Source organism: Neisseria sp. P0022.S010, assembly GCF_051956635.1.
The window spans coordinates 1-25,924 of sequence record NZ_JBQCXF010000023.1; the positions used below are offsets into that span (position 1 = coordinate 1).

Genomic DNA, 25,924 nt, shown 5'->3' on the forward strand with positions numbered 1-25,924 from the left:
AGTTCGAATTCAAATTAATTTAGGGGTCTCACTCGATTATGAAAACCAAGCACATGACAAAATTATTTGCCGGCTTCAGCGTTGCCCTCGCTGTTCAGACGGCCTTTGCAGGCAATATTACCGATATCAACGTTTCCACTTTGCCTGACAACCAAAAAATCATCAAAATCCGTTTCGACAAAGACGTCACCACACCTCATGGTTTTGTAACATCTACTCCGGCGCGTATTGCATTGGATTTTGCCAACACCAATATCCGTTTGCCCCAGCCTGTTTTGGAATATGCCGACCCCTTGTTGAATCAAATTACTGCGGCACAAAACAACGACCGCGCACGCGTGGTTTTGGGTTTGAACAAAATCAGCCAATACAATACTGAGATTCGCGGCAACGAAGTTTGGGTATTCGTAAACGAATCTACTGACCAAACCAATGCGGCCGTTGTAAATGAACGTGCGGCTACACCGTCTACCGCGCGCGCTACTCAGGCTTATCAAGCCGTTTCTGCTGCCAATATCGATTTCCGCAAAGGCGCACGCAATTCCGGCATTATTGAATTGTCTGCCCCTGGTTTCAGCGGACAGCCGGACATTAAACAGCAGCGCGACCGCGTCGTTGTTACCTTGAAAAACCATACGCTGCCGACACAAGCGCAACGCAGTTTGGATGTGGCTGACTTCAATACGCCTGTACAAAACGTTACGCTCAAACGTATCGGCAATTCTACCCAGCTCATTATCCGCAACAATAATGCGAATTGGGACATCAATACCAAAGCCTCTTCCGGCCGTTTTGTATTTGAAGTATCGCCTAAAGCCGCCAATACCGAATCCGGCGGCTTGAACCAAAATGCGAACAAATCGTTTAAAGGCCGTAAAATTTCCTTGGACTTCCAAGATGTAGAAGTCCGTACCATTTTGCAGATTTTGGCGAAAGAGTCCGGCGTGAATATTGTTGCCAGCGATACCGTCAAAGGCACCATGACCCTGTCCTTGAAAGATGTACCTTGGGATCAGGCTTTGGATTTGGTCATGCAGGCGCGCAATTTGGATATGCGCCGTCAAGGCAACATTATCAATATCGCCCCCCGCGATGAATTGTTGGCAAAAGACAAAGCCTTCTTGCAGGCGGAAAAAGAGATTGCCGAATTGGGTCCGCTGTATTCTCAAACCTTCCAGTTGAAATACAAAAACGTGGAAGAATTCCGCAAAATTCTGCGTTTGGAGGAATACGACAGCAATAATTCCAATACCCGCAACACTCTGTTGAGCAACCGAGGCAGCGCCTTAATCGATCCGGCCACCAATACGCTGATTGTAACCGACAACCGCGGCGTGATTGAGAAATTCCGCAAACTGATTGATGAATTGGACGTTCCGACCCGTCAAGTGATGGTTGAAGCGCGCATTGTCGAAGCAGAAGATACCTTCTTCCGCAACTTGGGCGTTAAATTCGGTTCCGGTGGCGCGAGCGGCCGTACGGCATGGGGCAGCAACTGGAATAATGCGCAAACCAACTACAACACCAATGCCTCGTTAAACCGTGGCGACATAGGCTACCGCACATGGTCTTTGGATCCGAACGTCAGCCTGCCGACCGCAGCCGCAGTCAACAGCATTGCGCTGGTGCGTGCGTTCTCGTCCGGCGCATTGGGTTTGGAAATCAGCGCGTCTGAAGAACAAGGTAAGAGCAAAACCATTTCCAATCCGCGCGTGCTGACACAAGACCGTAAAGAAGCCAAAATTGAATCCGGTACGGAAATCCCTTACCAAGAAGCTTCTTCCAGCGGTGCGACTTCGATTACCTTCAAGAAAGCCGTTTTGGGCTTGACCGTAACGCCGAACATTACGCCTGACGGTCAAATCATCATGACTGTGAAGATTAATCGCGATACCCCGATCGACTGTACCGTAGATTCTCTGACAACCAAGTGTATCAACACCAAACACTTGAATACCCAAGCCATGGTTGAAGATGGCGGTACGCTGATTGTCGGCGGTATTTACGAAGAAGAAAGCACCAACGCAGTGAACAAAGTTCCCGTTTTGGGCGATATTCCCGTTGTCGGCAATTTGTTCAAATCACGCGGCAAGCGTGAAAACCGCCGTGAGCTGTTGATTTTCATCACGCCGCGCATTATGGACAATGTGGGTAACAATCTGCGTTATTGATTTTAGAATGACAAACAGGCATATCTGCAAAGGTATGCCTGTTTTCGTTTTCAGACGGCCTTTCGTTTCAGACCGTCTGAAAAACCACGAACTTTTCCACGAAACCGCCATATCGTATAAAATGACCCTTATGGAAAAAATCAACGGCAATTTAATTTTAGTCGGGCTGATGGGCGCGGGCAAAACCACTTTGGGCAAGCAGCTTGCCCAAATGTTTGAATGCCCGTTTTACGACAGCGACTACGAAATCTGCACTTCATCGGGCGTATCCATTCCGACCATTTTTGAGATGGAAGGGGAAGAAGGCTTCCGCAACCGCGAAACCAATATGCTGAAAAAGCTCGCTTCCCGGCGTAACATCGTTTTATCGACCGGTGGCGGCTCCGTGTTGCGCAGTGAAAACAGACAGATTCTGCGCCAAAACGGCACGGTTGTTTATCTGCATGCCAGCCCTGAAACCTTGCTGGAGCGTACCCGTTACGACAGCAACCGGCCGCTGTTGCAAGTTGCCAACCCTTTGGCCAAACTGCAAGAGCTGTATGACCAGCGCGATACGCTGTACCGTCAAACCGCCCATTTCGTCATCGAGTCCGACAGCTGCCACAAAACGCTCAAACGGCTGATTGAAATATTGAGCGAATAACACGCTTTACAAAGGAACACCATGCGCACCCTGACTGTCCAAACCCCGTCCCATCAATACCCCATCTTTATCGGGCATAAACTGATCGAGCAGGCCGATATGCTGCTTCAGCCCTATTTAGGCAAAAAAGCGGCCATCATTACCAACGAAACCGTTGCGCCGCTTTACCTCAAACAGCTTCAGACGGCCTTAGACAGACTGGGCGTGCCGCATTTCAGCATCATCCTTTCCGACGGCGAAGAATATAAAAACTGGCAGACGCTCAACCTGATTTACGATGGCCTGATGCAAAACCGTGCCGAACGCAAAACCACTTTAATCGCTTTGGGCGGCGGCGTGATAGGCGATATGGTCGGTTTTGCCGCAGCGACTTATCAGCGTGGCGCACCTTTTATCCAAGTGCCGACCACATTGCTCAGCCAGGTTGATTCCTCGGTCGGCGGTAAAACCGCCATCAACCATCCGCTCGGTAAAAACATGATTGGCGCGTTTTACCAACCGCAAGCCGTTTTGGCCGATTTGACCGCCTTGCAAACGCTGCCGCAACGCGAACTTTCCGCAGGCATGGCCGAAGTCATCAAATACGGCGCATTGGGCGATGCCGAATTTTTTGCTTGGTTGGAAGAAAATATGGCCGACCTGATGGCGCAACATCAAGAAAAAATGGCGGAAGCCGTTTACCATTGCTGCAAAATGAAGGCCGATATTGTTGCCCAAGACGAAACCGAGCAGAGCATCCGCGCATGGCTTAATCTCGGCCACACTTTCGGCCATGCCATCGAAGCCGAAATGGGCTACGGCGTATGGCTGCATGGCGAAGCCGTTGCCGCAGGTTGCGTCCTCGCTTCCCATTTGTCGCAAATTTTGGGCAAAACCCGGCAAGCCGATACCGACCGCATTGCCGCTTTAATGAAAGCCGCCTCCCTCCCGTCTGCGCCGCCCGTTTTCTCATTTGAAAAATGGATTGAACACATGAGCCACGACAAAAAAGTCAGCAGCGGCATCATGCGTTTTGTCGGCTTGGAATACTTGGGCAAAGCCAATATCACTGAAATTACCGATATGGAAATCCTCCGTCAAACCTTGCAGCCGTATTTGTGAGGAATGAAGTAGGTTTGCTTCAAAATATAAAAAGGCCGTCTGAAAGTCATTTTCAGACGGCCTTTGGTTTTAAAGCGTTTTGATTCATCGGCTTAAAGCTAGATAAACCAATTTGAGCGGGTTGATTATTTAAAGCGTCTTTTTATCCAACTCGGCAATAATCAGAAAGCCGCTGTCAAAGCGTCGGCTGTCGGCCAGTTTCAGACGGCCTTGATGGCGTTTGACAATGGTGTCTGCGATGGACAGCCCCAGGCCGGTGCCTTGTTGTTCGGTGCCGAGAATACGGTAGAAAGGGTCGATAACGCGTTGGCGTTCGCTTGGGGGAATGCCGGGGCCGTTGTCTTCCACCCAGATGTTGAGGTATCCGGCGGTTTCGTCAAAGCCCAAATCGATGCGGCCGCCTTTGGGAGTATAGCGGATGGCGTTGTCGGTAAAGGTTTTGATAAGGGTGTAGATTTCGGTGTCATCGGCATGGATTTGGCAGTCGTTTTCGACGGCGACGCCGATGTCTTGACCTTTGGCCAGCGCCAGCGGCATGAGTTCCTGCAAGACGCGGCGGAACTGGTTTTGCAGGCTGATCAGGGTTTTGGGGCGTTGGGTTTCGGGTGCTTGGGCGCGTGCGAGGGAAAGGAGTTGCTCGAGCAAGTGGCGGTTGCGCTGTATGCTTTGTTGCAACAGGGCGGACTGCTCGCGCGCTTCGGCGGACAGCTGCATATTGTTGAGCCGCTCTGCCTGAAGGGAAAGGGCGGTCATGGGGCTGCGCAATTCGTGTGCGGCATCGGCGATAAAGCGTTGCTGTTGGCGGACGTTTTCGTCGGTACGTTGCAACAGGTTGTTGATGGCGACGACAAAGCCTTGGATTTCGCTGGGAATGTCTTGCGTGTCCATTGGCGAGAGGTCGTTGATTTGGCGCTGCTCTAAATCGTTGGACAGGGTTTTGACGGAACGCATGGCGCGATGGGTAATCCAGACGGTAAGCAGGATAATCAGGGGCAGGGCGAGAAGCATGGGGAGGATGCTCTGTACGGCGGCCATTTCGGCCAGCTCTTCGCGGTAGTCGCTTTCCTGCATGACGGCAATGCGGCCTTGCTTGGTGGTGCGGGTATAAACGCGGTAGTAATCGTCGTCGTCATCGGCCTGAATGGTGTGCAGGCCGTCTGAAATCTTCTCAGGCAGGCTGACAATGGGGTTGGGCGTATTGGGAAATTGAACGGAAATCTTGTTGTCGTTGTCGAGCGAGTGTTTCTCGTCATCGGCATCGCTCGGGTCGAGATAGTTCGCGACTTGGCGCAACAGGTCGTCTTGAACCTCTTGGGTCTCGTGATAAGTATCGTAATAAGAAAATATGCCTGCAAGGATGGAGAGGGGCAGGAGCATGCAGATCAGGGCGAGGCTGATTCGGACTTGCAGGGATTGTTTGATGGTGTGGATAAGGCGTTGCATGGTTTGTGTGTTGATATTGTTTTGGTTTTTCAGACGGCCTGGTTGTTTTGTGCAACCAGCCAGCCGACCCCGCGGACGTTTTGAATCGCTTCTTTGCCGAGTTTTTTGCGTAAGGCGTGAATCAGGAAGTCAACGGCGTTGCTTTCGACTTCTTCGCCCCAGCCATAAATTTTGTCCTCCAAATCGCTGCGCGACAGAATCATGCCCGGACGCAGCAGCAGGGCTTGGAGGACGGCAAATTCTTTGTTGCTGAGCATGACGGCCTGTTCCTGCCCGACTACTTCCGCCTGATGGGTGGAAGGGTTGAGCGTGATGATGCCGTTGGTCAGCAGCGTTTGCGCCTGTCCGCCGTGTCGGCGCAATACGGCGCGCATGCGGGCTTGCAGTTCTGCCATGTCGAAGGGTTTGACGATGTAGTCGTCTGCGCCGCCGTCCAGGCCGTTGAGTCGGCTGTGCAAATCGTCGCGCGCGGTTACGATTAAGACGGGAACGGTACAGCTGCCGTTGCGGATTTGCGCCAATACGTCCAAACCGTCTTTGCCGGGCAAACCCAAATCCAAGAGCAGCAAATCGTATGCTTGTGCCGCCACTGCCGCGGCCACTTCCGAACCGCGGCTGACCCAATCAACAGCGTAGCCGGCGTCTTTCAGATTGGCACTGACGGCTTGGGCAATCATGGCATCGTCTTCAACCAATAATACGCGCATGGAAGTTCTCCGGAGGATGGGTGGATAGTGATTATAACCGCACTCAATTAGTAAAAATTTAGGAAGGGTTGAAAAACTGATTTTTTGCAAAAGATGAGGCCGTCTGAAATTCGGTTTTCAGACGGCCTGTATGCTTCAATCCCGATTATTTAGGGTTTTTCTCAATCAAGGCAACCAGTTGGTCGATATAGCCTTGGACAAATTCACGCGCGGATTCGATGAGTCGGCCGTTGTCGTCAAACAGGGTGGGCGAGTTGCCGAGGAACACTTCCGGCTGGCCGGTCAGCGGCATATCGAAATATGAGAGAGCAAGGCGCAGATTTTTTTGCGCGCTATAACCGCCCATTTTGCCGACGGAATGGCTGATGATGCCGGCCGGTGTTTTTTTCCAGGCAACATCGGCATTGGGTTTGGAGCCGATGTCGATGGTGTTTTTCAGGCAGGCCGGGACGGTGCGGTTGTTTTCGGAAGTCACGAACAATACGCCGGCTGAAGCTTTGATGGTTTCGCGGAACTCGGTATAGCTGGACGGAGTGGGGAAGTCGGTAACGGCAGGATCGTCGTAGTCGAAGTTATACAAAGGCAAATGGCCGATTTCGACGATTTGTGCTTCGTAGCCTTCGGGGAACATGGAAATGACGTTTTGTGCGATTTTTCGTGCGAACGAACCTTTACGCAGGCTGCCGACCAAGATGCTGACTTTTTTTGACATGTTTTTCTCCTGTTTGATAATGGAAATGAAAACTATTCTGGATTTTAGTGTTGTCTAGGGAAGCGGTCAAGGTTTCAGACGGCCTGTCAGCCGGTTTATGCTAAAATAACAATTTTTCCGATATTTCAAATTATTATGCACGCTTCTGATTTTCAAGAAAATGATACGGCGCACGAATACCACGCCGACAATCCTGATTTTCCTGCTAAAACCATTGTGACGACGCTGTTTATCGGCGCATTTTTCGGCTATCTCAACGATACGTTGCTGAATGTCGCGCTTACGCCGATTATGAAAGATTTCGGTGTCGATAAGACCACGGTTCAATGGCTGACGACGGGCTTTTTGCTGGTCATGGGCGCGTTTACGCCGATTACGGCGGGCGTGATTCAATGGTTTGAAACGCGCAAAATGGTGCTGTTTACGCAGGCAACGTTTTTGGCAGGGTCGCTGATTTGCGCGTTTGCGCCGACTTTCGGAATTCTGGTTGTGGGGCGGATGGTGCAGGCAGTGTCTGCCGCGTTTTTCGTCCCGCTCCTGTTTAACGGCGTGTTGTCGATTTTCCCGCCCAACAAGCGCGGAACGGCGATGGGTGTCATTACCATGATGTTTACCGCCGCGCCTGCAATGGGGCCGACTCTGTCGGGCATCATCATCGACCATACGCATTGGCGCGTGCTGTTTGGTTTTACCGCGCCGTTTATGCTGGTGGCGATGGTATTGGTGGGCAAATATTTGACGGTTAATTTGAGCAACATCAGCCGTCCGAAGATTGATGTGTTGTCGGCCGTTTTGTCGGTCGTGGGTTTCGGCGGGCTGGTGTATGCGAGCAGTAATTTCGCCCATTTGCCGCTGGTGGAATTCATCCTGCTCTTTGCCGCCTCCGTTGCGCTGGTGGGGTGGTTTGCACACCGTCAGTTCCGTTTGGCGACGCCTTTGTTGAACCTTCGTGCGTTTGAATACAAGCAGTTCAGATATTGCGTTGTGATTTTGGCCGGCGCGGTATTCCTGTTTTTGGGATTGGAACTGATGGTGCCGATGTACACTCAGCAGGTGCTGATGCTGACCGGTACGGCAACCGGCCTGATCCTGATGCCCGCCAGCATTGCCCAAGCAGTTGCCGCACCTTTGTTCGGCAAACTGCTGGACAAAAAGGGCGGACGCTTTGTCGTCTTGCCGGCCACGGTGATGCTGGTGGTGTCGTTGGCGGTATTGTGGCTGTTTTTACGGATTGACACGCAAGTGATGATGCTGACGGCGATGTTTACGCTGTTGGCGGTGTCCGTGTCTGCCTGCGTAACCGGTGAAACCCATGGTCTGAATTCATTGCCGAAAACGCTGAATCCGCACGGTGCGGCGATTCTGACCACCATCAATCCGATTGCCGGTGCCATCGGCGCGGCGTTTTTCGTCGGTGCAACCAATATCGGCGAGAAACTTTCCAGTGCAGATATGCCGCAACAGGCAATGCTGGACGGTATCCATTTGGCGATGGGTTGCGCCTTGGTTGTCGGTGTTGTTGTCGTCATGTTCGCTTTGCGTTTGAAAGCGCATCAGAAATAAATAACAGGCCGTCTGAAACGTTCAGACGGCCTCAGTACCTCGTACAAATGTATCAATTTTTTGTAACACAATGAAGTTAAAAAATATTTTATCAATCGGCCTGATGGTGGCGGCGTGTCCGTCATGGGCTTTGGATTTCGGCCGTATTCCTGAAAATGAGATTTCCGTTTATGTGCAGGAACTGGACAGCGGCAAAGTGATTGTGGAACACCGTGCCGATGAGTTGCGCAATCCTGCTTCAACCATGAAGCTGGTAACGGCGTTTACCGCGTTTCGTATGTTGGGCGGCGATTATCGTTGGAAAACCGAGTTTAAAACCAACGGCACAATCAAAGGCGATACGCTGAAAGGCAATGTGTATTGGGTGGGGAGCGGCGATCCTGTGTTTGACCAGCATGCTCTGGTGCAGATGCAGCAACAGATGCGCGATAAGGGCATACGCCATATTGACGGACATCTGATACTCGACCGCAGCCTCTGGGGCGATGTGAAGAATCCGGATGATTTTGCTTCCGATTCTGCCGAAAGCTTTATGACGCCGCCCGATCCCAATATGTTGGCGTATAAAACCGTTGAACTTAGTGCTGAAAAAGAAGAAGACGGACGCTTGGTCATCCGTACCAATCCGCCGCTGCCGAATCTGAATATTCAAAACAAATTGACGCTTGAAGATAAGGAAGGGAAGTGCAGTGTTTTAAAAAACCACATGAAGACTTCCTATAAAAACAATACGCTGACCGTATCGGGCAAGCTGCCGGAAAGCTGCTTGGGCAAAGAGCTGTATCTGAATATGTACAGCATGAAAGAATTTGTCGGCAAAAGTTTTGTCAACCAATGGCGTCAACAAGGCGGTACGGTTTCAGACGGCCTGACGACAGGTATCGCGCCTCATGATGCGCATGTTTTGGCAAGTCATCTCTCCAAACCGCTTACCGATATCCTCACCGATATGAACAAGCATTCCAATAATCTGATTGCCCGTTCAGTTTTCCTTAAATTTGCCGGAAATATGTCTGATTACAAGCTGGCGCAGACTAAGGCCGCTTCTATCGTAAAAAGCGAGCTGGCGGTTGCCGGTATCAATACGGAAGGGCTGGTGTTGGAAAACGGCTCAGGCCTGTCCCGCGTAGAAAGGCTCAATGCGCGAATGATGGCGCAAATGTTGGAAAAAGCCTACTTTAGCCCGTTTAAAAACGAGTTTATCAGTACGCTGCCGATTGCCGGTAAAGACGGTACGCTTAAAACACGCTTGAAACAGCCCGGTGAAAACCTGCGCCTCAAAACCGGTACGCTCAAAGATGTCCGCGCACTGGCTGGATATTGGTTGGGCGAAAAGCCGTTAGTGGTTGTCGTCATTATCAACAGCCCGAAGTCAACCGATTATCTACGCGACTTGGATAAGCTGGTGTCTAAAATCGTTCAGCCGGGCGGAGATCATTGGATTGATGCTAAAGCTTCCTGCATGATTAGGTATCAGGTTTGATAAGCTAAAAAAGGCCGTCTGAAAATGTATTGACGTTTTCAGACGGCCTTTGTGTAAGAAGGGGTAGGTATTTATGTCTATTTTGAAGGATGATTCAGGGATTGGATGAATAAGCGTTTGGTGTGAATCAGCTTGAGATGGATGGTTTTATCTTTGGTATTGAAGACGTATGTTTTAAGTTTTATTTCCGGCTTCTCTTGTTTAAGTAATCGGACTTTTTACGAAAAAGCATAAGGTACAGACGAAAAAAATACCGGTAAAAACCGGTATTTTTTATTTTTAACTTGATGGCGCGGCGGACGGGGCTCGAACCCGCGACCCCCGGCGTGACAGGCCGGTACTCTAACCAACTGAGCTACCACCGCGCATCCACTGTCAAAGACAATGAAAAGGAAAGTGGTGGGTGATGACGGAGTCGAACCGCCGACATTCTGCTTGTAAGGCAGACGCTCTACCAACTGAGCTAATCACCCGAAAAAGGGAGATACTGAAAAATCAGTATTTTGAAATAATGGCGCGGCGGACGGGGCTCGAACCCGCGACCCCCGGCGTGACAGGCCGGTACTCTAACCAACTGAGCTACCACCGCGCATCCACTGTCAAAGACAATGAAAAGGAAACTTGGTGGGTGATGACGGAGTCGAACCGCCGACATTCTGCTTGTAAGGCAGACGCTCTACCAACTGAGCTAATCACCCGTGCGCAAAATTGCGAAGACGCTATTAAACCAAAAAATCCTGATGCGCGCAAGATTTATTTGCCGATTATTAGATGTCTCCCTGCAAGCACCAGTTTTCAAAGGAAATAATTTCTTCCTGCTTGCCTGCGACAACCAAAATATCGCCGTTTTCCAAAACAAAATCAGGATCAAGGTCTTGGATTTTTCCGGTCTTGCGGCGGATAAACAATAGCTTCAGATGATGGGCGGACAAGGGCAGTTCGCGGATGGTTTTGCCGATGGCGTGTGCCTCGCCGTGCAACGGGAAGGCGTGACGGGAGATGGCTTTGCTGTCTTCGTCTGAGAAGCTGTCATCATCGCTGCCGATAAACAAGTCTTGCAACGATGCATAGCGGCTGTGACGGATATGGGTTATGGTTTGATAAACATGGTTGTAGGAGAGGCCGTGGCCCAACATGGCATAGCTTGCCAGTACCAGGCTGGTTTCTTTGGTGTCGGAAACGGTTTCTTCCGCGCCCATTTCGGTGAAGGTTTTGACGTAATCGTCATTGGTGGCGCGAACATAAACCGGCATGCTCGGATGCATGGACATGATGTTGCCGAGAACATGTTGGGTCTCGTGCATATTGTTCAGCGTAATAACCACCATTTTAGCGCGTCCCAAGCCGGCGGCTTCCAAGACTTCACGGCGTTTGGCATCGCCAAAGGAAACCGGTTCGCCTGCGTTGCGTGCCACTTGTACGCGTGCGATGTCCAAGTCGAGGGCGAAGTAGGGAATGCCTTCTTGAGCCAATACGCGGGCAACCGATTGGCCGCCGCGTCCGAAACCGATAATCAGGACGTGTTCGGATTTGCTCATGGTTTCCACCAGCATGGAGTGCAAGTCCAAGGCTTTCATGTCCCAGTCGGATTTGACGAAGCGGCTGACGATGGCATCGCTGCTGCCCAAGATAAATGGTGCGGCAATCATGGAGAGCAAGACGGCTGCGGTGGCCGCTTGTTCCAATTCGGGCGAAACCATATTGATTTTGCTGGAAATGGCCAGCATCACGAAACCGAACTCACCGCCTTGCGCCAAATAAAGCGCACTCTTGAGGCTGTCGCCCACAGGGTTTTTCATGCGCAAAGCGATGATGAAGACGACCAGTGCTTTCAAGACTAACAGGATGACCAACAAAATCAGGATTTGCTGCCAATTGCCGATCAGCGCCTGAATATCCAGCTTCATGCCGACAGTGATGAAGAAGAAGCCGAGCAGGATGTCGCGGAATGGGCGGATGTCGTCTTCCACCTGAATACGGTATTCGGTTTCGGAAAGCAGCATACCGGCGACGAATGCGCCCAATGCCATAGACAGGCCTTCAAGCTCTGTCAGATAGGCTACGCCCAAAGTAACCAGCAAAACGTTGATCATGAAGAGTTCGGACGATTTGCGTTTGGCAACCAGTCTGAACCAGCGCGACATCACACGGCTGCCGATAACGAACAAAATACCCAAGGTCAGCAACATTTTCAAACCGGCCAAGCCCAGTTCTACCCACAAGTTGCCTTCGCTGCCGCCTGCAAGCGCCGGAATCAGAATCATCAGCGGTACAACGGCAATATCCTGCATCAGCAAAACGCCCATGGCCATTTGACCATGCGGCTGACCAAGCTCGGTTTTCTCCGACAAAATGCGGCTGACGATGGCGGTGGACGACATGGTCAGTGCGCCGGCGGTGGCAAACGCCCAGTTAAACGGCGTGCCCATCGCCATCAAAATGCCCATAATCGAGAGCATGGTAACGATGACTTGCAAACCGCCCAAACCGAATACGAGGCGGCGCATGGCCTTGAGCTTAGGCAGGGAGAATTCGAGGCCGATGCTGAACATCAAGAACACAATGCCGATTTCGCCCAAATAGTCGGTAGCGTGGCTTTGCGGAATCAATCTGAACATACCCGGACCGGCAATAAAACCGACCAAAAGATAACCGAGCATGGAAGGAATGTTGAATTTGCGGCAGCAGATAACCGTAATAACGGCAACCAACAGAACAATGACAATGGGAGCAAGGGAAAATTCGTGCATAGAGTGGGCGGCCTTTCATTAAAAGTAAATATTGTTATATAGAGGCCGTCTGAAACACGTCGAAAACTGACAGTAAACCCAAATAAAAACGCACAGAATGAACTTCATTTCTGCGATTTGATTTCCCGTATCATGCTTATTTGGATTTACTGTTTCGAGCGTTATCTAACGGATTATTAAGATTATATCAAGATAGAATGTAAAATAGTGTTTTGATTGACAAAAAGGGCCGTCTGAAATATTCAGACGGCCTTTAAATAAACAAACGGTTTAAGGCATCAACATGCCGCCGTTGACATGAAGTGTCTGACCGGTAATGTATTTTGCCTGATCAGAAGCCAAGAACAAGACTGCATCGGCAATATCTTGCGCTTCACCGAATTTGCCCAAAGAAGTTTGCGCTTCAAAGGTTTTGCGGGTTTCTTCCGGCAGGGCGCGGGTCATATCGGTGTCGATAAAGCCCGGGGCGACGCAGTTGACGGTAATGCCGCGGCTGCCGACTTCGCGAGCCATAGATTTGGAGAAACCGATCAAGCCCGCTTTTGCCGCGGCATAGTTGGTCTGACCGGCATTACCCATCACGCCGACAACGGATGTAATGTTGATGATGCGGCCGGTACGCTGTTTCATCATGCCGCGCAATACGGCTTTAGAGGCGCGGAAGACGGATTTGAGGTTGACCTGCATGATGTCGTCCCATTCTTCCTCTTTCATGCGCATCAGGAGGTTGTCGCGGGTAATGCCGGCGTTGTTGACCAAAATATCCAGTTTGCCGAATTCTTTCTCGATGTCGGCAATCAGGTTTTCGATGGTTTCAGGTTCGGCAGAATTCAATGCACGGCCTTCGCCGCCCCATTGCGCCAAGCGCTTGCTAATTGCAACCGCACCGCTTTCGCTGGTGGCCGTGCCGATAACTTTTGCACCGGCCGCAGCCAAAGTATCGGCAATCGCCGCACCAATACCGCGCGATGCGCCGGTTACCAAAGCGATTTTACCGCTTAAATCTTGTGTACTCATGTTTTATTCCTTAATTGCGATTGGAAAAATGGTTTCAGACGGCCTTATACCACGAATAGGTTTTTTAATCTAATTTTTGTCGGTAGGTCGTTTGAAAGGGTTGTGTATGCTATGAATCTGCTTCGGGTAAGCCGATTACTATGTATGGCGGAATATCTAGAACATAGTTGACCCAGTTTCTGAAACTGTATTTTTGATAAATTTTGGCCGGAAGCTCGTGATAAGGTCTTTCCAAAAACTCGTCCAGTCCGTCAAAGGTTTTTTCATCCCAAATATAGATATTGTCAGGATGGTAAAAATCATATTCAGCAACATGGATGTTGGTAGTAATCAGTTTTTTACGGTAACCAACTGCTTCGATAGTGCGGAAGGATAATCCTGTGTGTATAGGGGTTTTGAAATCTAGCAATACCTTGCTTTGTTGCTCTCGGTGTATGTTTTCGGCAAAGCTGATAGGTTGCAGGGTGGCTTTGATGTTTTCGGGATAGGTCTCGTGATGTAGTGCCAGGCTTCCTTGGTCAATATGGTAGATGGTAAAGTCCAAATTCCAGTTTTTCTCTGATGCATAGCGTGCAAAAGTGGCAATTGCCTGATCTCTTTTTAGAACGGGTAGATGTGCACCGATAAAGTAGAAGTCAGATGAAATTTCTGAGCTTTCTGCTAAGTTTTCAAAATAAAAATTGCTTGCAGGGTGGAGGTGACCCATATATTTCTTAATATCTTTGGGGTCAAAGACATAAAAGCGGTCAAATAATTCTATGTTTTCTTTAGCTTGGGGAAATCTGTCTATGCCGTCAGGTTGGTAGGCAACTATGGATTTTTGGGTTTTTTGTTTGATTTTGAGCAGCAGATCTTTTGGGTACACCTGACCACCCAGAATGAGGGCATAGTCAAAAGATTCGTAATTGTCTATGAGTTCGGATGTTTTCTTATGGATTGCTTCAAAGTGCAACCTAGCCGTTTCTTCAATTAATTTCTTTTTAGCATCCTTTTTACGGAAGATATTTTTTCGGACAAATGTATCCAGCCTCATGCGGAGAGATTTATATTTGAACGGAGGGGCAATGTGGTCGTAGCTTATATCTACGACCTCAAAACCGTATTTCTTAAGATGGTCAATTACCAAACTTTCCATTTTATTAACGCGAAGCATGCCGAGTAGGATAATGGGTTTCTTACTCATAAATAAGTTACTCCAAGGGATGATTTTTGTTTCATAAGATTAAATTTCCGTAGTAAGTATTCTTTGTAGTACGCCAATGCCTGTTTTTTGTTTCCTTGCTGCCATAAGCGATTGGCAGCTTGTTTGTATTTTTGGTAGGAATTAGAGAAGTGTAATGTAGTTTTTAGATTTTGATGGAAATAACCATCATACCAAGGAGACTTTCTATAAAAAGAATCATAAACAGGATGGAAACCAAGATGATGCCAAGGCTTGGTTCCGCCGATAAAATGAACAAGCCGGATATTGTTAGGGTTATCGTTTAGTTCTTCCGCCCGGTGGTGCCAATGTATCCAATTGTAGGCACCCTACTTTACCTTTGCAGCTTAGATTGAGCAGATCTTGATCCGGACATGCCAAGATAAATTTGCTGAGTTCGACTTGCCGTATTTTCTCGCTTAGGATAGTGTAAGCGGATGATTCGTTCCAAAATTTGTTGTTAAACAGCAGTACGCCTGAATTGAAGTAGGGGTCTGTACTTCTAAAACCGAATACATTCAATTTGTTGATGTAGGCACGGTAAAGTGTTGTTTCTGGAACGGCTGCGAGAAGTTTGCGGTCAAGGTTGACGGTAAACAGTTCTGATATATCGCCTAAGCAGAGAACGTCTGTGTCCAAGTAGAGTGCAGTATCGCTTATATCGCCAAGTATGGCGGGTATGCACATCCGGTAGTACATGGCGATGGTGAAATAGCTGGTTGTCTGCAGGGTAGAAAAATAATCTGTATTCAGGTGATAAACCGTTACGGCGTAATTTGGATTGATATTTTCTAGTTGGTTGAAAATATCGAAGTCATAATTTTCCGAACCGCTGACCAAGAGATGAAAATGAATAGGAAAGCGGTTGTTTGCCAAAACAGAGAGCATGGATGTGCCGATATGGCGGATGTAGTTTTGATCGGCCGCATAGACAATATGTTGCACGGTTGCTGCTGGCTGGTGTGTCCTGATAGGAATTACAGAAGTCAGCAGCTTTTCCTTGTCAAACATTTAAATTCTCCACAACTTCTCTATCGATTTCAGGTAATCCGATAGGGATATTCGGTTCAATATCAAATGCGCAGCTGATCCAGTTGCTGAAGCTGTATTTGTGCTTCAAGCCTGGGGCAAGCGGTACATACGGCAAGGTCAGGAAGGCTTTGAGTTCTTCAAGGTTGCTTCCGTCCCAGTAGAACATATTGTTCGGGTGATAAAAATCGTAATGTACGATGGTCGGATTGGTCGTAATCAGTTTTTTGTCCAAACCAATCGCTTCGAAAATCCGCAAAGAGAGACCGTAGTGCTTGCGGTTGAGGAAATCCACCAATACGGAGGATTTGGCCGCTTCTTCTAAGTTTTGACGATAGGAGAGGGCGTTTTCAAAGGAGAAAAACTCGACTTCTGGAATGCCCAAAGCCGCTTTTTCTTCTTCGATTTTCTTGCTGGCCAAGCGGAAATCTATTTCTAAACCGATTGAACGTGCAGCTTCGCAAAATGCGCGGATGTCGTTGTTGCGGTCGGCGGCGTACGAGCCGATAAACAAGATTTTGTTTTGCGGGTTTTCAGACGGCCTGAAGCTGTCAAAGTAGAAGCTGGTGGTTGGAAAGAGTTTTTCGGCGTATTCGGGGTGTTTGCCTTGGTCAAACGGATCGAAAAAGTAAAATTTGTCGAAAAATTCGATGTTGTCGAAGTCTTCTTTTAAGAAGGTCAGGGCTTCCCAGTTGTAGTACACCATTAGTTTGGAATGCGCTCTGAGCTTGGCGATAAAGTCTTTCGGATAGGCGCCCAGCCAAATCATGAAGCAATAATCCGCTTGTTCGGGATGTTCGCTTAACAGGGTATTGAGGCGTTCTTCTACGGCGCGGAACATGGTCCGTTTTTTGAAGTCTTTTTGTCCAAGAATATTTCGATACCAGATTTTTTTCAGCCGTTGAAATACATTTTTGTATTTGAACTCTTTTTCTTCATAGGTCAGGGACAGTACTTCAAATCCGCATTTCTCCAAGTTCTCAATAATGAGTTCGTGGATTTTGAAGAGTTCCGGCATGGCGAGAATGACTTTTTTCTTACTCATAATGTATTCAATATAATATTTTGTCAGGCAGGGTTATCTGCCGTAGACAATAAGGTTAATCAATGCCGAGCAGGCGGTTTAGCCATTGTGTAAACGAATAATAGGCTTTGATTTCAGGGGCGGGTTGCTGATACGGGCGCGCCAAAAATTTAGGCAATGCGTCTAAATTACCGCCGTCCCATACGAACACACGGTCTGGGTGGTATAGGTCGGTCTCTAAAATATGTTTATTGGTGGTAATCAGTTTTTTATCGAAACGCAACGCATCAAAGATACGGAATGATAAGCCGTAATGTTCGAATTGTGCAAAATCGACGACCGCACCGCAACTTTGTACTTGGCTGAGGTTTTCTTCAAAGCTGAGGATGCTGCTGCGGTCGAGATAGCGGATGCCGTTGTGTCCGAAGGCTTTTTCGGCCCTGTCATCTTTGCAGTAGATATGGAAATCCAAGGGTAAATTGAGGCGTTCAGTTTCTTGGATAAAGCGTTTGGTTTGCTCTTCGCGTCTAAGTTCGTAGCCGCCTAAAAAGTAGAGTTTGTTGGTGGGTGCATATTCCGCCACGGGAAAGTCAAAGTAAAAATTAGTGGTGGCTTTGAAACGGCATTGTGGATATTTTTGAATATCGTCGGGATCGAAAATCCAACATTGGTCAAAATAATCCAAATATTCAATAATATCTGGAAAACGACCTACGCCATCCCATTGATAATTCACGCAAACATTGCTGTGTTCTCGGATGGTGGCGATGATTTCTTTGGGGTAAATATTGGCGCGGATACAGAGCGCATAATCGGCTTTTTTACCGTTTAGCAAGGCCAATTTTTGCTGAATGTCGTCGAGGTGGCGGCTGTATTTGAGGTATTTTTTATAGTTGCCGTCTTTGGTGATGTGTTTGTGATAGAGGTTTTTGAGTCTGCTGCCCAAGTTCGGGTAATAGGAATCCCGGTCGTCATAGCACAGGTTGATGACCTCAAAACCAAGAAAACGCAGATTTTTTTCGATACATTGATCCAGTCCGTACATGTAGGGAACGGCAAGAATAATGGTTTTTTTCATAATGTATTCGGATTGGAGTGGAGCTGATTTTTCAGACGGCCTTGCCTGACAGGATAAGGCCGTCTGAAAACGTTTTAGTGGGCTTCAATAAATGCGGCCACTTGATCGGCATTGGTCAATGCGCTGCATACGGCTTCTTTGTTAATGCGTTTGGCGAGGCCTGCGAGGACTTTGCCGGGGCCGCACTCGGCGGATTCGGTGATGCCTTCGGAAACCAATGCGTTGACGGTTTCTGTCCAGCGCACCGGGCTGTACAGTTGGCGTACTAGGGCATCTTTGATTTTATCGGCATCATCATAAGAGGCAACATCGGCGTTATGAATGACGCGGATTTGCGGTTGTTTGATGGTGATGTCTTTCAATGCTTCGGCAAGTTTTTCCGCTGCGGGCTTCATGAGGCTGCAATGTGAGGGAACGGAAACGGGCAGCGGCAGGGCGCGTTTGGCCCCGGCTTCTTTGGCGGCGGCCATGGCGCGTTCGACTGCGGCGGTGTTGCCGGCGATCACGACTTGGCCCGGGGAGTTGAAGTTGACGGCTTCAACGACTTCGCCTTGTGCGGCTTCGGCACAAATGGCTTTGACTTGTTCGTCTTCCAAACCCAAAATAGCGGCCATTGCACCTACGCCTTGCGGTACGGCAGATTGCATGAGTTCGGCGCGCAGGCGGACCAGTTTGACTGCGTCTGCAAAATCCAATGCGCCGGCGGCGACGAGGGCGGTGTATTCGCCGAGGCTGTGGCCTGCAACGACGGAAGGGGTTTTGCCGCCTGCTTCTAAGTAGGCGCGGTAGGTGGCAATGCCGGCGGCCAGCATGATGGGCTGGGTGTTGACGGTTTGTCCGATTAATTCGGCATCTTCGCCGTTAATCATTGCCCACAGGTCTTGACCCAATACGGCGGAAACTTCGTCAAATGTGGCTTTAACGATGGCTTGCTCGGCAAAGCCGTTCATCATGCCTAGGCTTTGTGAGCCTTGTCCGGGAAAGAAGAATGCGAAAGACATGGTAATTCCTTATTGGTTTGAATGTTTGAGGGTGTCTGCCAGCAGAAGGAGGGTGGCGGCAGTATTGGTTGCGGCACCCAGTCGGAAGGTGCGGATAAATCCGGATTTGCTGGTTTTATGCCGGAATGCAAGGCTGCCGCAATAACCGCCCGGCCAACCGCCAAGCAGGTTGAGCAGATGCAATTTTGCTTCGGGTATGCGCCTGCCGTGGTTGCGTGCGCGCTGTTTGTCTTGGTAGTAAAGCAGGAAAACGTATGCGCTCAGTGCGAGATAGGCGATTGCCAGTTTGGGCAATATTACAGCCGTTATGCTTAAAAACAGGCCGCTGATGCAGAATGCAAACGTTAGGGATTTCATGGGTTTGAGCAGAATATGCCGTCTGAAAGAGGTGTTCAGACGGCCCAACCATTAGTATTTCACCAAAACCGCACCCCAAGCAAAACCGCCGCCGATGCCTTCGAGCAAGAGGTTTTGTCCGCGTTTGATTTGGCCGTTTTTAATGCCGACATCCAGTGCCAACGGAATGGAGGCTGCGGAAGTGTTGCCGTGGTCTTGGACGGTCAAGATCACTTTGTCCATGCTCAAGCCCAAGTGTTTGGCGGTAGAGTCGATAATGCGCTTGTTGGCTTGGTGCGGCACAATCCAATCGATTTGATCGGCGGTGTATCCGGCTTCTTCGATAACGTCATCTGCAATTTTTGCCAGCATTTTGACGGCAAATTTGAATACGCCGGGACCGTCCATGCTGATGTAGGGCGACCCGCAAACCTGGCCGTTGGCGATTTGTCCGGGGACGTTTAAAAGGTTGAGGTAGTTGCCGTCGGCTTTGAGTTTGCTGTGGATGATGCCCGGTTCGTCAGATGCGCTTAAGACAACCGAGCCTGCGCCGTCGCCAAAGAGGACGCAGGTGGTGCGGTCGTTCCAATCGACGATGCGGCTGAAGGTTTCCGCGCCGATAACCAAAGCGTTTTTCGCCATGCCGCTTTTGATGTAGGCATTGGCAGTGGTCATGGCATACATAAAACCGGCGCACACGGCTTGTACGTCAAAGGCGGGGCAGCCGTTGGTTATGCCTAATTTTTGCTGAACGATGGTCGCAGTGGAGGGGAACTGCATATCGGGAGTGGCTGTGGCGACGATAATCAGGTCGATGTCGTCAGCCTGTAAATGGGCATCTGCCAAGGCGCGGCGTGCTGATTCGGCGGCCAAGTCGCTGGTTTTTTCGCCCTCGTCTGCAATATGGCGGAATTTGATGCCTGTACGCGTGGTAATCCATTCGTCGGAAGTATCCACTTTTTTGGCAAGGTCGTCATTGCTGACGCGGTTGGCAGGAAGATAGCTACCTGTGCCGGAAATTTTGGCATATTGCATGAGAACGGCCTTTTTAGAGAGTTAATTCAGATAGTCGGATATTGTAAGCGAAAATGGGGAAATTCCCAATATGAAGCATGAAGTTGGTGTTTCAAAGATAAAAACAGGCCGTCTGAACATTTTGAAGTTTCAGACGGCCTGTGTATATCAGCCTTAAGCTTCCGTGGCCGGAGAGGCGGTTTCTTCCTGCTCTGTTTCTGCTTTGGCGGCTTCTAAAGCGGCCAACTGGGTGGCTACGCCTTGTTCGATTTGGGCGAGGCCAGCGGATTTGGCTTCGTGGTAGGCTTCTTCCAAAGCATAACGGAAGCCGACTTCGTCGGTTCCGCCGTGGCTCTTAATCACGATACCGCGTAAACCAAGCAGGATGGCGCCGTTAAATTTGCGCGGATCGAGTTTGCCTTTCAAGCCTTTGAGTGCGGGCAGGGCGGCAATGGCGGCAAGTTTGTTGAACAGGGTGCTTTGGAATTCACGGCGGATGGCGCCGCTCATGAATTTAACCGCGCCTTCGATGGTTTTGAGCATAACGTTGCCGACAAACCCATCCGCGACAACGACATCGGCTTCGCCATACAAAACGCTGTTGCTTTCGATATTGCCGATGAAGTTGAGTTTGCTGCTGCTCAACAGTTTAAAGGTTTGTTTGACGGCATCCGTGCCCTTGATGTCTTCTGTACCGACGTTCAAGAGGGCGACGCGCGGGCTGCCTTTTTCCGGGTGCAGGGCGTGTACCAGCTCGCTGCCGATGATGGCAAATTGAACCAGTTGCTCGGGTGTGCAATCGACATTTGCACCCAAATCCAAAGCTAAGGTAACGTGTTCGCTGTCGGAAGGCAGGAATTTGGCGATGGCAGGTCGCTCAATGCCGGGAATGGTCTTGAGGACGAATCGGGCGGTCGCCATCAATGCGCCGGTATTGCCTGCCGATACGGCGGCTTGCGCGTTGCCTTCTTTAACTTGGTTGATGGCGATGCGCATGGATGATTCTTTTTTGTTTTTCAGCGCGGATTGCGGCGCTTCATCCATTTCAACAACTTGTGCTGCATGGCAGACGGTAATGCGGTCCATGGGCGCGCCTGCCGAGCTTAATGCTTGGCGGACTGCTGCTTCATCGCCGACCATAATCAGATGTACGTCGGATTGTTGTTTGAGGAAATCCACTGCACCGGGGACGGTAATCGCAAGGCCTGCATCTCCGCCCATGGCATCTACGGCCAGTGTAATCATGTTGTTCTCCGGTTTGTGTGTTTCAGACGGCCTCGGACCATCGGACGAGCACATTCATCTGATTTTCAGGAGATGGATTGAAAATCAGATGGGAAGGCTTGTTGCGAGGGTCATGCCGGATTTATCGGTTTTGCGCGGCCAATTTATTGTGTTCGTCGATGTCCAGTGCATCCCAAGGATAATTGATCCACCAGTCTTCCACGGTAATGCCGCTGAAATAAGGGATGCCTTCGGGAATCTTGCCGACTTTGGCTTTGATTTTTTCATGCAATACTGCCACGCCGATGGTGCCGAAATCTTCTTTCAACAATTCGTTCAGGCAGAATTCCATGGTAACGCGGCTGTCGTCCACTTCGTCAACAACCAGTACGTTTTTGCCTTTCAGTACATCGGGAACGGGATCGAGCCATTGGACCTTTTTCACTTCCTCGGTCACTTGACCTTCGTGATCGTTGTCGTAGTAGGCTGTGGTCACGGCGTAAATCGGGATTTCCAAGAAGCAGCGCAACATGCGGGCAGGGATAAAACCGCCGCCGCCAATGGCAATCATGGCATCGTATTTGGTGCCGGAGTTTTGGATTTTTTCCGCCAATCCTTTGATTACGCGGTGGATGTCGTCGTAGGTGTACCAGATTTTACGTTTCATGGTGTGCTTCCGAAGAGGAAAATACAGGGTGCAATGCAAAAAAGCCAGTCATTGCATGGCAATATTCTGGCTTTTTCAGTCAGACGAACGGATTATTCGCCTTTAGCTTTTACCACTTTACGGCCACGGTACATACCGTTTGGAGAAATGTGGTGTGGACGATGCACTTCGCCGGTTGCGCTGTCGACAGACAGAGAAGGCGCAGTCAGAGCGTCGTGTGAACGGTGCATACCGCGTTTAGAAGGGGATTTTTTGTTTTGTTGAACGGCCATTTCAAGCTCCTAAATAAATAAACTGTGTCCTAATTAACTGCTTTTCAAACCTGCTAAAACAGCGAAGGGGTTTGGTTTGTCCCGATTGACTTCTTCCAGTGTTCCATTGTTGCCGCAGTCTTCGTGTCGAGGGGAGAAAGGGAGCGACATCAGGATTTGGTCTTCAACCAGAGTCCGCACGTCAAGCTCTTTTTCGAGCAGCATGCCTTCCAATTCTTCATCGGCAAGCATGGCTTCGTCCAAACTCTCTTCATCGGCAAACAGGACGATACGGCTGGTTTCATCGAGCAGAAACGGCATGGGCGTAATGCAACGCTGGCAAATCAGGGGCATGTCGGCTTTGACGTTTAAATCGAGAAACAGACGTTGTAGCCGGTCGCGGCCGCCTTGCAGCGTAAACGACACGCGCGTCTGTTTGTCGGCCGGATAATCGTGCGAACTGACTCGTTCATCCAATTCTTCGAGCAGGAAGCTGCCTTGCAGATTCTGCCCTTCGGCGGCGAAAACTTCTGGGTCAATCAAATTAGGGTATGACATAAACGGAGTATGATATAATTTCGGCGGTCTAACGTCAATGTTTTTAAGTAAAAATATGGAAGTAAAACTGCCTTTGGTTTTAGGATCGAGTTCGGTTTTCCGCTGCGGACAGCTTCGTCGGTTGGGTATTGATTTTCAGACGGCATCGCCTGATTTTGACGAAACGCCTATTGCGGGCGAGCATGCGGGCGAAACGGCGCTGCGTTTGGCTAAAGGTAAAGCCCGTTCATTGGCGGCAGCTTTCCCTGCCGCGCTGATTATCGGCGCAGACCAAGTCGCATTGTGCGAAGGACGTCAATTGGGCAAGCCGATGAACGTCGCAAATGCACAACAGATGCTGGCGGACTTGAGCGGAAAACGGATTGAATTTTACAGTGCAATCGTGCTTTTGAATACTGCCACGGGTAAGGTTCAGCATCATGTCGATCATACGGTGGTTACCATGCGCCAGTTGTCGCAGGAACAAATCAGCCGATATTTGGAACGCGAGCCGGATGCGGTTTATTGTGCCGGCGCGGCGAAGAGCGAGGGTTTGGGCGCCGCTTTGTTGGAGCGTATTGAAAGTACGGACCCAAATGCTTTGATCGGTCTTCCGATTTTCCGTCTGATTGATTTTTTGAAAAACGAAGGTGTGGAAGTTTTATAGTTTGAGGCCGTCTGAATGCGTTCAGACGGCCTGAGATTTTTTGGAGCTGCAAGAATGAAACCGATTTTGTATTTGATTCCTACCCCTTTGGGTGCGCCTGATACGCCATGCCTGTTGCCGCATGAGCAACAGGCGATTGTCGGGCTGACGGATTTTGTCGTGGAAGCGGAGAAAACAGCGCGCGCGCATTTGAAACATTTGGGCGTAACTACGCCTATCCGCGAGCTGAATCTGCAAACGCTGAATGAACACACGGATTTGAAGACTTTGCCGGAATTGCTGAAACCTTTGCAAGAAGGGCGCAGTATGGGCATTGTCAGCGAGGCGGGTTGCCCGGCTGTTGCCGACCCGGGCGCGAATTTGGTGGCGTTGGCGCATAAACACGGTTTTGAAGTACGGCCTTTGGTCGGGCCGTCCAGTTTGTTGCTGGCGCTGATGGCTTCAGGTGCGAATGGGCAGAACTTTGCGTTTAAGGGTTATCTGCCGTCTGAAAAAAATGAGCGTATTCAGTGTTTGAAGGCTTTGGAGCAACGGTCGCGCCAGCAGAATGAAACGCAGCTGTTTATCGAAACGCCGTATCGCAACGATGCGTTGTTGGCTGATGCGGTGGAAAACCTGCATCCTGAAACGCGATTATGCGTGGCCACGGACTTAACCTTGCCGACACAGGAAATCATCAGCCAGACGATTGCGCAGTGGCGAAAAAGAAAAGAAATGCCGAATTTGAAAAAACGCCCGACGATTTTTGTGTTGCATGCCGCTTAAAACTGGATTGGACTTAATCTCAAACTGCATTTGTTTGAGGAAATAGAAAAAGGCCGTCTGAACAACAGACGGCCTTTGCGTTGCCTAAGCTTTTATCAAGAAACGACTTCGCCTTGGGCGCGTTGTTTTTCGATGCTGCGGTTGATGTGCCATTGTTGGGCGATAGTCAAGAGGTTGTTGACTACCCAGTACAGAACCAAACCGGCAGGGAAGAAGAAGAACATGATGGAGAAAATCAAAGGCATGACTTTCATCATTTTCGCCTGCATAGGGTCGGTTGACGGCGGATTCAGATAAGTTTGTGCAAACATGGTCGCCGCCATAATCAAAGGCAGGATGTAGAAAGGATCCGGACGGCTCAAGTCGGTAATCCAACCCAACCAAGGCGCTTGGCGCAATTCTACGGAGGCGAACAATGCCCAGTACAGGCCGATGAAGACGGGGATTTGCAACAGCATAGGCAGACAGCCGCCCAGCGGATTGATTTTCTCGTCTTTATAAAGCTGCATCATGGCTTGTTGTTGTGCCATGCGGTCATCGCCGTATTTCTCTTTGATGGCTTGCAATTTAGGCGCGGCGGCACGCATTTTTGCCATAGAGCGGTAAGAGGCGTTGGTCAACGGGTACAGCACGGCTTTGACGATGATGGTCAAAACGATGATTGCCCAGCCCCAGTTGCCGATGATGTTGTGCAGTTGGTTCAGGAGCCAGAAGAGCGGGGAGGCGAACCAGTGTACTTTGCCGTAGTCTTTGGCCAGTTGCAGTTTGTCGGCGATGTTGGCGATAACGGAAGTGGTTTGCGGACCGGCATACAGGTTGATGGCGGTTTCGGCTTTCGCGCCGGCTTGAATGGCGGCTAAAGGCACGCTGACGCTTGCGCTGTACAGGTTGTCGTTGCGGCGTTTGATGTCGATACGGCAGTCGCCTGCGGCACAAACGCTTTGGCCGTCTTTAGGCTGCAAAATCCAAGTGGACATGAAATGGTGTTCAATCATACCGAGCCAGCCGGTCGGCGTTTTGCGGATGTATTCGGCTTCGGATTTGCCGGATTTGGCATCGTCGTCCAAATCAGAGAAGCTGACTTTTTGGAAGCCGCCTTCAGGGGAGTAAACCACCGGGCCGACGTAAGAGCGGGTAAAGTAGCCTTGGCCTTCGGGTTCGCTGTGGTCGCGGACGATGCGGTAGTCTGCGCTCAGGTTGACGGGTTGGCCTTTGCTGTTGGTAATGTCGAAACGGACGTTAACCAAGTAGCTGCCTTTGGTGAAAGTATAAACTTTGTCGATTTTCAGGCCGTTGGTTTCAGGCGCGCTCAGGCGGACTTCGACTTTGTCGCCTTCCAAACTGTATTGTTTTTGCGGAGCGCTAAAGCTGATGCCTTTCAGAACGTTGTTGCCTTGTGTGTCCAAAAGCTCGGATTGGGCAACGTAGGTGTATTCCTTGCCGTCGTTAAACAGGACGAAAGGTTTGTGTTCGTCGCCGGTTGCTTTGTATTGCAAGAGGGTCAGCTGACGCAGGTCGCCGCTTTTCTCATCGATGACGG

At 49.8% G+C, this 25,924-nt stretch carries 24 protein-coding genes and 4 tRNA genes; 7 read left to right on the forward strand and 21 right to left on the reverse strand.

What is annotated here, in order from left to right:
- Positions 1 to 38: 38 nt before the first annotated feature.
- The 3 genes from pilQ (at position 39) to aroB (ending at position 3,915) form a co-directional block, all read left to right on the forward strand.
- Positions 39 to 2,171, forward strand: a complete 2,133-nt coding sequence (gene pilQ, locus ACTHUT_RS04450; protein WP_440386489.1) for a type IV pilus secretin PilQ — start codon at positions 39 to 41, stop codon at positions 2,169 to 2,171.
- 130 nt (positions 2,172 to 2,301) lie between these two features.
- Positions 2,302 to 2,814: a shikimate kinase gene (locus ACTHUT_RS04455; protein WP_440386549.1), complete on the forward strand. Its 513-nt coding sequence runs from the start codon at positions 2,302 to 2,304 to the stop codon at positions 2,812 to 2,814.
- A 21-nt stretch (positions 2,815 to 2,835) separates the two neighbouring features.
- Complete coding sequence (gene aroB, locus ACTHUT_RS04460; protein ID WP_440386490.1) at positions 2,836 to 3,915, forward strand: 3-dehydroquinate synthase; 1,080 nt, start codon at positions 2,836 to 2,838, stop codon at positions 3,913 to 3,915.
- A 129-nt stretch (positions 3,916 to 4,044) separates the two neighbouring features.
- On the opposite strand, the gene ACTHUT_RS04465 is transcribed toward aroB, so the two are convergent.
- From ACTHUT_RS04465 to ACTHUT_RS04475, 3 genes are all read right to left on the reverse strand, one after another.
- Positions 4,045 to 5,358 carry a sensor histidine kinase gene (locus ACTHUT_RS04465; RefSeq protein WP_440386491.1) on the reverse strand — a complete coding sequence of 438 codons (1,314 nt, stop codon included), beginning with the start codon at positions 5,356 to 5,358 and terminating at the stop codon, positions 4,045 to 4,047.
- Positions 5,359 to 5,387: 29 nt separating this feature from the next.
- A complete protein-coding gene (locus ACTHUT_RS04470; protein ID WP_440386492.1) occupies positions 5,388 to 6,065 on the reverse strand; it encodes a response regulator in 678 nt (225 codons plus the stop codon).
- Between the two features lie 145 nt (positions 6,066 to 6,210).
- Positions 6,211 to 6,777 (reverse strand): NADPH-dependent FMN reductase, encoded by a 567-nt coding sequence (locus tag ACTHUT_RS04475; RefSeq protein WP_440386493.1) that lies wholly within the window; start codon positions 6,775 to 6,777, stop codon positions 6,211 to 6,213.
- A 135-nt stretch (positions 6,778 to 6,912) separates the two neighbouring features.
- Between ACTHUT_RS04475 and ACTHUT_RS04480 the strand changes: the two genes are divergently transcribed.
- Entirely contained in the window at positions 6,913 to 8,340 is a 1,428-nt protein-coding gene (locus ACTHUT_RS04480) for an MFS transporter (protein ID WP_440386494.1), read from the forward strand.
- A 70-nt stretch (positions 8,341 to 8,410) separates the two neighbouring features.
- Positions 8,411 to 9,823 (forward strand): D-alanyl-D-alanine carboxypeptidase/D-alanyl-D-alanine endopeptidase, encoded by a 1,413-nt coding sequence (gene dacB, locus ACTHUT_RS04485; RefSeq protein ID WP_440386495.1) that lies wholly within the window; start codon positions 8,411 to 8,413, stop codon positions 9,821 to 9,823.
- Between the two features lie 288 nt (positions 9,824 to 10,111).
- Here dacB and ACTHUT_RS04490 read toward each other — a convergent pair.
- The 17 genes from ACTHUT_RS04490 to ACTHUT_RS04570 form a co-directional block, all read right to left on the reverse strand.
- Positions 10,112 to 10,188, reverse strand: a tRNA-Asp gene (locus tag ACTHUT_RS04490).
- Positions 10,189 to 10,220: 32 nt separating this feature from the next.
- Positions 10,221 to 10,296 (reverse strand) — tRNA-Val (locus ACTHUT_RS04495).
- 39 nt (positions 10,297 to 10,335) lie between these two features.
- Positions 10,336 to 10,412, reverse strand: a tRNA-Asp gene (locus ACTHUT_RS04500).
- A gap of 33 nt (positions 10,413 to 10,445) precedes the next feature.
- Positions 10,446 to 10,521, reverse strand: a tRNA-Val gene (locus tag ACTHUT_RS04505).
- Between the two features lie 69 nt (positions 10,522 to 10,590).
- Positions 10,591 to 12,573, reverse strand: a complete 1,983-nt coding sequence (locus tag ACTHUT_RS04510) for a monovalent cation:proton antiporter-2 (CPA2) family protein (protein WP_440386496.1) — start codon at positions 12,571 to 12,573, stop codon at positions 10,591 to 10,593.
- Positions 12,574 to 12,843: 270 nt separating this feature from the next.
- Positions 12,844 to 13,590 carry a 3-oxoacyl-ACP reductase FabG gene (gene fabG, locus ACTHUT_RS04515; RefSeq protein WP_440386497.1) on the reverse strand — a complete coding sequence of 249 codons (747 nt, stop codon included), beginning with the start codon at positions 13,588 to 13,590 and terminating at the stop codon, positions 12,844 to 12,846.
- Positions 13,591 to 13,699: 109 nt separating this feature from the next.
- Positions 13,700 to 14,773 (reverse strand): hypothetical protein, encoded by a 1,074-nt coding sequence (locus tag ACTHUT_RS04520; RefSeq protein WP_440386498.1) that lies wholly within the window; start codon positions 14,771 to 14,773, stop codon positions 13,700 to 13,702.
- Positions 14,774 to 15,067: 294 nt separating this feature from the next.
- Positions 15,068 to 15,802, reverse strand: a complete 735-nt coding sequence (locus ACTHUT_RS04525) for a glycosyltransferase family 8 protein (protein ID WP_440386499.1) — start codon at positions 15,800 to 15,802, stop codon at positions 15,068 to 15,070.
- A complete protein-coding gene (locus ACTHUT_RS04530) occupies positions 15,795 to 16,865 on the reverse strand; it encodes a hypothetical protein (protein ID WP_440386500.1) in 1,071 nt (356 codons plus the stop codon). Before ACTHUT_RS04530 ends, ACTHUT_RS04525 begins: the two co-directional genes overlap by 8 nt.
- Before the next feature lie 55 nt (positions 16,866 to 16,920).
- Complete coding sequence (locus ACTHUT_RS04535; protein ID WP_440386501.1) at positions 16,921 to 17,922, reverse strand: hypothetical protein; 1,002 nt, start codon at positions 17,920 to 17,922, stop codon at positions 16,921 to 16,923.
- Positions 17,923 to 17,996: 74 nt separating this feature from the next.
- Positions 17,997 to 18,923: an ACP S-malonyltransferase gene (gene fabD / locus ACTHUT_RS04540; protein WP_440386502.1), complete on the reverse strand. Its 927-nt coding sequence runs from the start codon at positions 18,921 to 18,923 to the stop codon at positions 17,997 to 17,999.
- A gap of 9 nt (positions 18,924 to 18,932) precedes the next feature.
- Positions 18,933 to 19,280, reverse strand: a complete 348-nt coding sequence (locus tag ACTHUT_RS04545; protein WP_440386503.1) for a DUF1294 domain-containing protein — start codon at positions 19,278 to 19,280, stop codon at positions 18,933 to 18,935.
- Positions 19,281 to 19,331: 51 nt separating this feature from the next.
- Positions 19,332 to 20,294 carry a beta-ketoacyl-ACP synthase III gene (locus tag ACTHUT_RS04550; RefSeq protein WP_440386504.1) on the reverse strand — a complete coding sequence of 321 codons (963 nt, stop codon included), beginning with the start codon at positions 20,292 to 20,294 and terminating at the stop codon, positions 19,332 to 19,334.
- Positions 20,295 to 20,447: 153 nt separating this feature from the next.
- Entirely contained in the window at positions 20,448 to 21,518 is a 1,071-nt protein-coding gene (plsX, locus tag ACTHUT_RS04555; protein WP_440386506.1) for a phosphate acyltransferase PlsX, read from the reverse strand.
- Between the two features lie 121 nt (positions 21,519 to 21,639).
- Positions 21,640 to 22,164, reverse strand: coding sequence for a phosphoribosyltransferase (locus ACTHUT_RS04560; protein WP_003748924.1), 525 nt, complete (start codon positions 22,162 to 22,164; stop codon positions 21,640 to 21,642).
- 92 nt (positions 22,165 to 22,256) lie between these two features.
- Complete coding sequence (gene rpmF, locus ACTHUT_RS04565) at positions 22,257 to 22,436, reverse strand: 50S ribosomal protein L32 (RefSeq protein WP_002240035.1); 180 nt, start codon at positions 22,434 to 22,436, stop codon at positions 22,257 to 22,259.
- 33 nt (positions 22,437 to 22,469) lie between these two features.
- The gene (locus ACTHUT_RS04570) at positions 22,470 to 22,973 is read right to left on the reverse strand and encodes a YceD family protein (RefSeq protein WP_070836800.1); all 504 of its coding nucleotides are present in this window, start codon (positions 22,971 to 22,973) and stop codon (positions 22,470 to 22,472) included.
- Positions 22,974 to 23,028: 55 nt separating this feature from the next.
- On the opposite strand from ACTHUT_RS04570, the gene ACTHUT_RS04575 reads away from it, so the two are divergent.
- Both ACTHUT_RS04575 and ACTHUT_RS04580 read left to right on the forward strand, forming a co-directional pair.
- A complete protein-coding gene (locus tag ACTHUT_RS04575) occupies positions 23,029 to 23,619 on the forward strand; it encodes a Maf family protein (RefSeq protein ID WP_440386507.1) in 591 nt (196 codons plus the stop codon).
- Positions 23,620 to 23,673: 54 nt separating this feature from the next.
- Entirely contained in the window at positions 23,674 to 24,384 is a 711-nt protein-coding gene (locus ACTHUT_RS04580; RefSeq protein WP_049336370.1) for an SAM-dependent methyltransferase, read from the forward strand.
- A gap of 95 nt (positions 24,385 to 24,479) precedes the next feature.
- On the opposite strand, the gene yidC is transcribed toward ACTHUT_RS04580, so the two are convergent.
- A partial coding sequence (gene yidC, locus ACTHUT_RS04585; RefSeq protein ID WP_440418685.1) for a membrane protein insertase YidC occupies positions 24,480 to 25,924 on the reverse strand: 1,445 nt, incomplete at its 5' end.

Bases quoted from the DNA above. Each gene is read 5' to 3' on its own strand.
- pilQ (WP_440386489.1), top strand. From the start codon at position 39: ATGAAAACCAAGCACATGACAAAATTATTTGCCGGCTTCAGCGTTGCC.
- ACTHUT_RS04455 (WP_440386549.1), top strand. From the start codon at position 2,302: ATGGAAAAAATCAACGGCAATTTAATTTTAGTCGGGCTGATGGGCGCG.
- aroB (WP_440386490.1), top strand. From the start codon at position 2,836: ATGCGCACCCTGACTGTCCAAACCCCGTCCCATCAATACCCCATCTTT.
- ACTHUT_RS04465 (WP_440386491.1), bottom strand. From the start codon at position 5,358: ATGCAACGCCTTATCCACACCATCAAACAATCCCTGCAAGTCCGAATC.
- ACTHUT_RS04470 (WP_440386492.1), bottom strand. From the start codon at position 6,065: ATGCGCGTATTATTGGTTGAAGACGATGCCATGATTGCCCAAGCCGTC.
- ACTHUT_RS04475 (WP_440386493.1), bottom strand. From the start codon at position 6,777: ATGTCAAAAAAAGTCAGCATCTTGGTCGGCAGCCTGCGTAAAGGTTCG.
- ACTHUT_RS04480 (WP_440386494.1), top strand. From the start codon at position 6,913: ATGCACGCTTCTGATTTTCAAGAAAATGATACGGCGCACGAATACCAC.
- dacB (WP_440386495.1), top strand. From the start codon at position 8,411: ATGAAGTTAAAAAATATTTTATCAATCGGCCTGATGGTGGCGGCGTGT.
- ACTHUT_RS04510 (WP_440386496.1), bottom strand. From the start codon at position 12,573: ATGCACGAATTTTCCCTTGCTCCCATTGTCATTGTTCTGTTGGTTGCC.
- fabG (WP_440386497.1), bottom strand. From the start codon at position 13,590: ATGAGTACACAAGATTTAAGCGGTAAAATCGCTTTGGTAACCGGCGCA.
- ACTHUT_RS04520 (WP_440386498.1), bottom strand. From the start codon at position 14,773: ATGAGTAAGAAACCCATTATCCTACTCGGCATGCTTCGCGTTAATAAA.
- ACTHUT_RS04525 (WP_440386499.1), bottom strand. From the start codon at position 15,802: ATGTTTGACAAGGAAAAGCTGCTGACTTCTGTAATTCCTATCAGGACA.
- ACTHUT_RS04530 (WP_440386500.1), bottom strand. From the start codon at position 16,865: ATGAGTAAGAAAAAAGTCATTCTCGCCATGCCGGAACTCTTCAAAATC.
- ACTHUT_RS04535 (WP_440386501.1), bottom strand. From the start codon at position 17,922: ATGAAAAAAACCATTATTCTTGCCGTTCCCTACATGTACGGACTGGAT.
- fabD (WP_440386502.1), bottom strand. From the start codon at position 18,923: ATGTCTTTCGCATTCTTCTTTCCCGGACAAGGCTCACAAAGCCTAGGC.
- ACTHUT_RS04545 (WP_440386503.1), bottom strand. From the start codon at position 19,280: ATGAAATCCCTAACGTTTGCATTCTGCATCAGCGGCCTGTTTTTAAGC.
- ACTHUT_RS04550 (WP_440386504.1), bottom strand. From the start codon at position 20,294: ATGCAATATGCCAAAATTTCCGGCACAGGTAGCTATCTTCCTGCCAAC.
- plsX (WP_440386506.1), bottom strand. From the start codon at position 21,518: ATGATTACACTGGCCGTAGATGCCATGGGCGGAGATGCAGGCCTTGCG.
- ACTHUT_RS04560 (WP_003748924.1), bottom strand. From the start codon at position 22,164: ATGAAACGTAAAATCTGGTACACCTACGACGACATCCACCGCGTAATC.
- rpmF (WP_002240035.1), bottom strand. From the start codon at position 22,436: ATGGCCGTTCAACAAAACAAAAAATCCCCTTCTAAACGCGGTATGCAC.
- ACTHUT_RS04570 (WP_070836800.1), bottom strand. From the start codon at position 22,973: ATGTCATACCCTAATTTGATTGACCCAGAAGTTTTCGCCGCCGAAGGG.
- ACTHUT_RS04575 (WP_440386507.1), top strand. From the start codon at position 23,029: ATGGAAGTAAAACTGCCTTTGGTTTTAGGATCGAGTTCGGTTTTCCGC.
- ACTHUT_RS04580 (WP_049336370.1), top strand. From the start codon at position 23,674: ATGAAACCGATTTTGTATTTGATTCCTACCCCTTTGGGTGCGCCTGAT.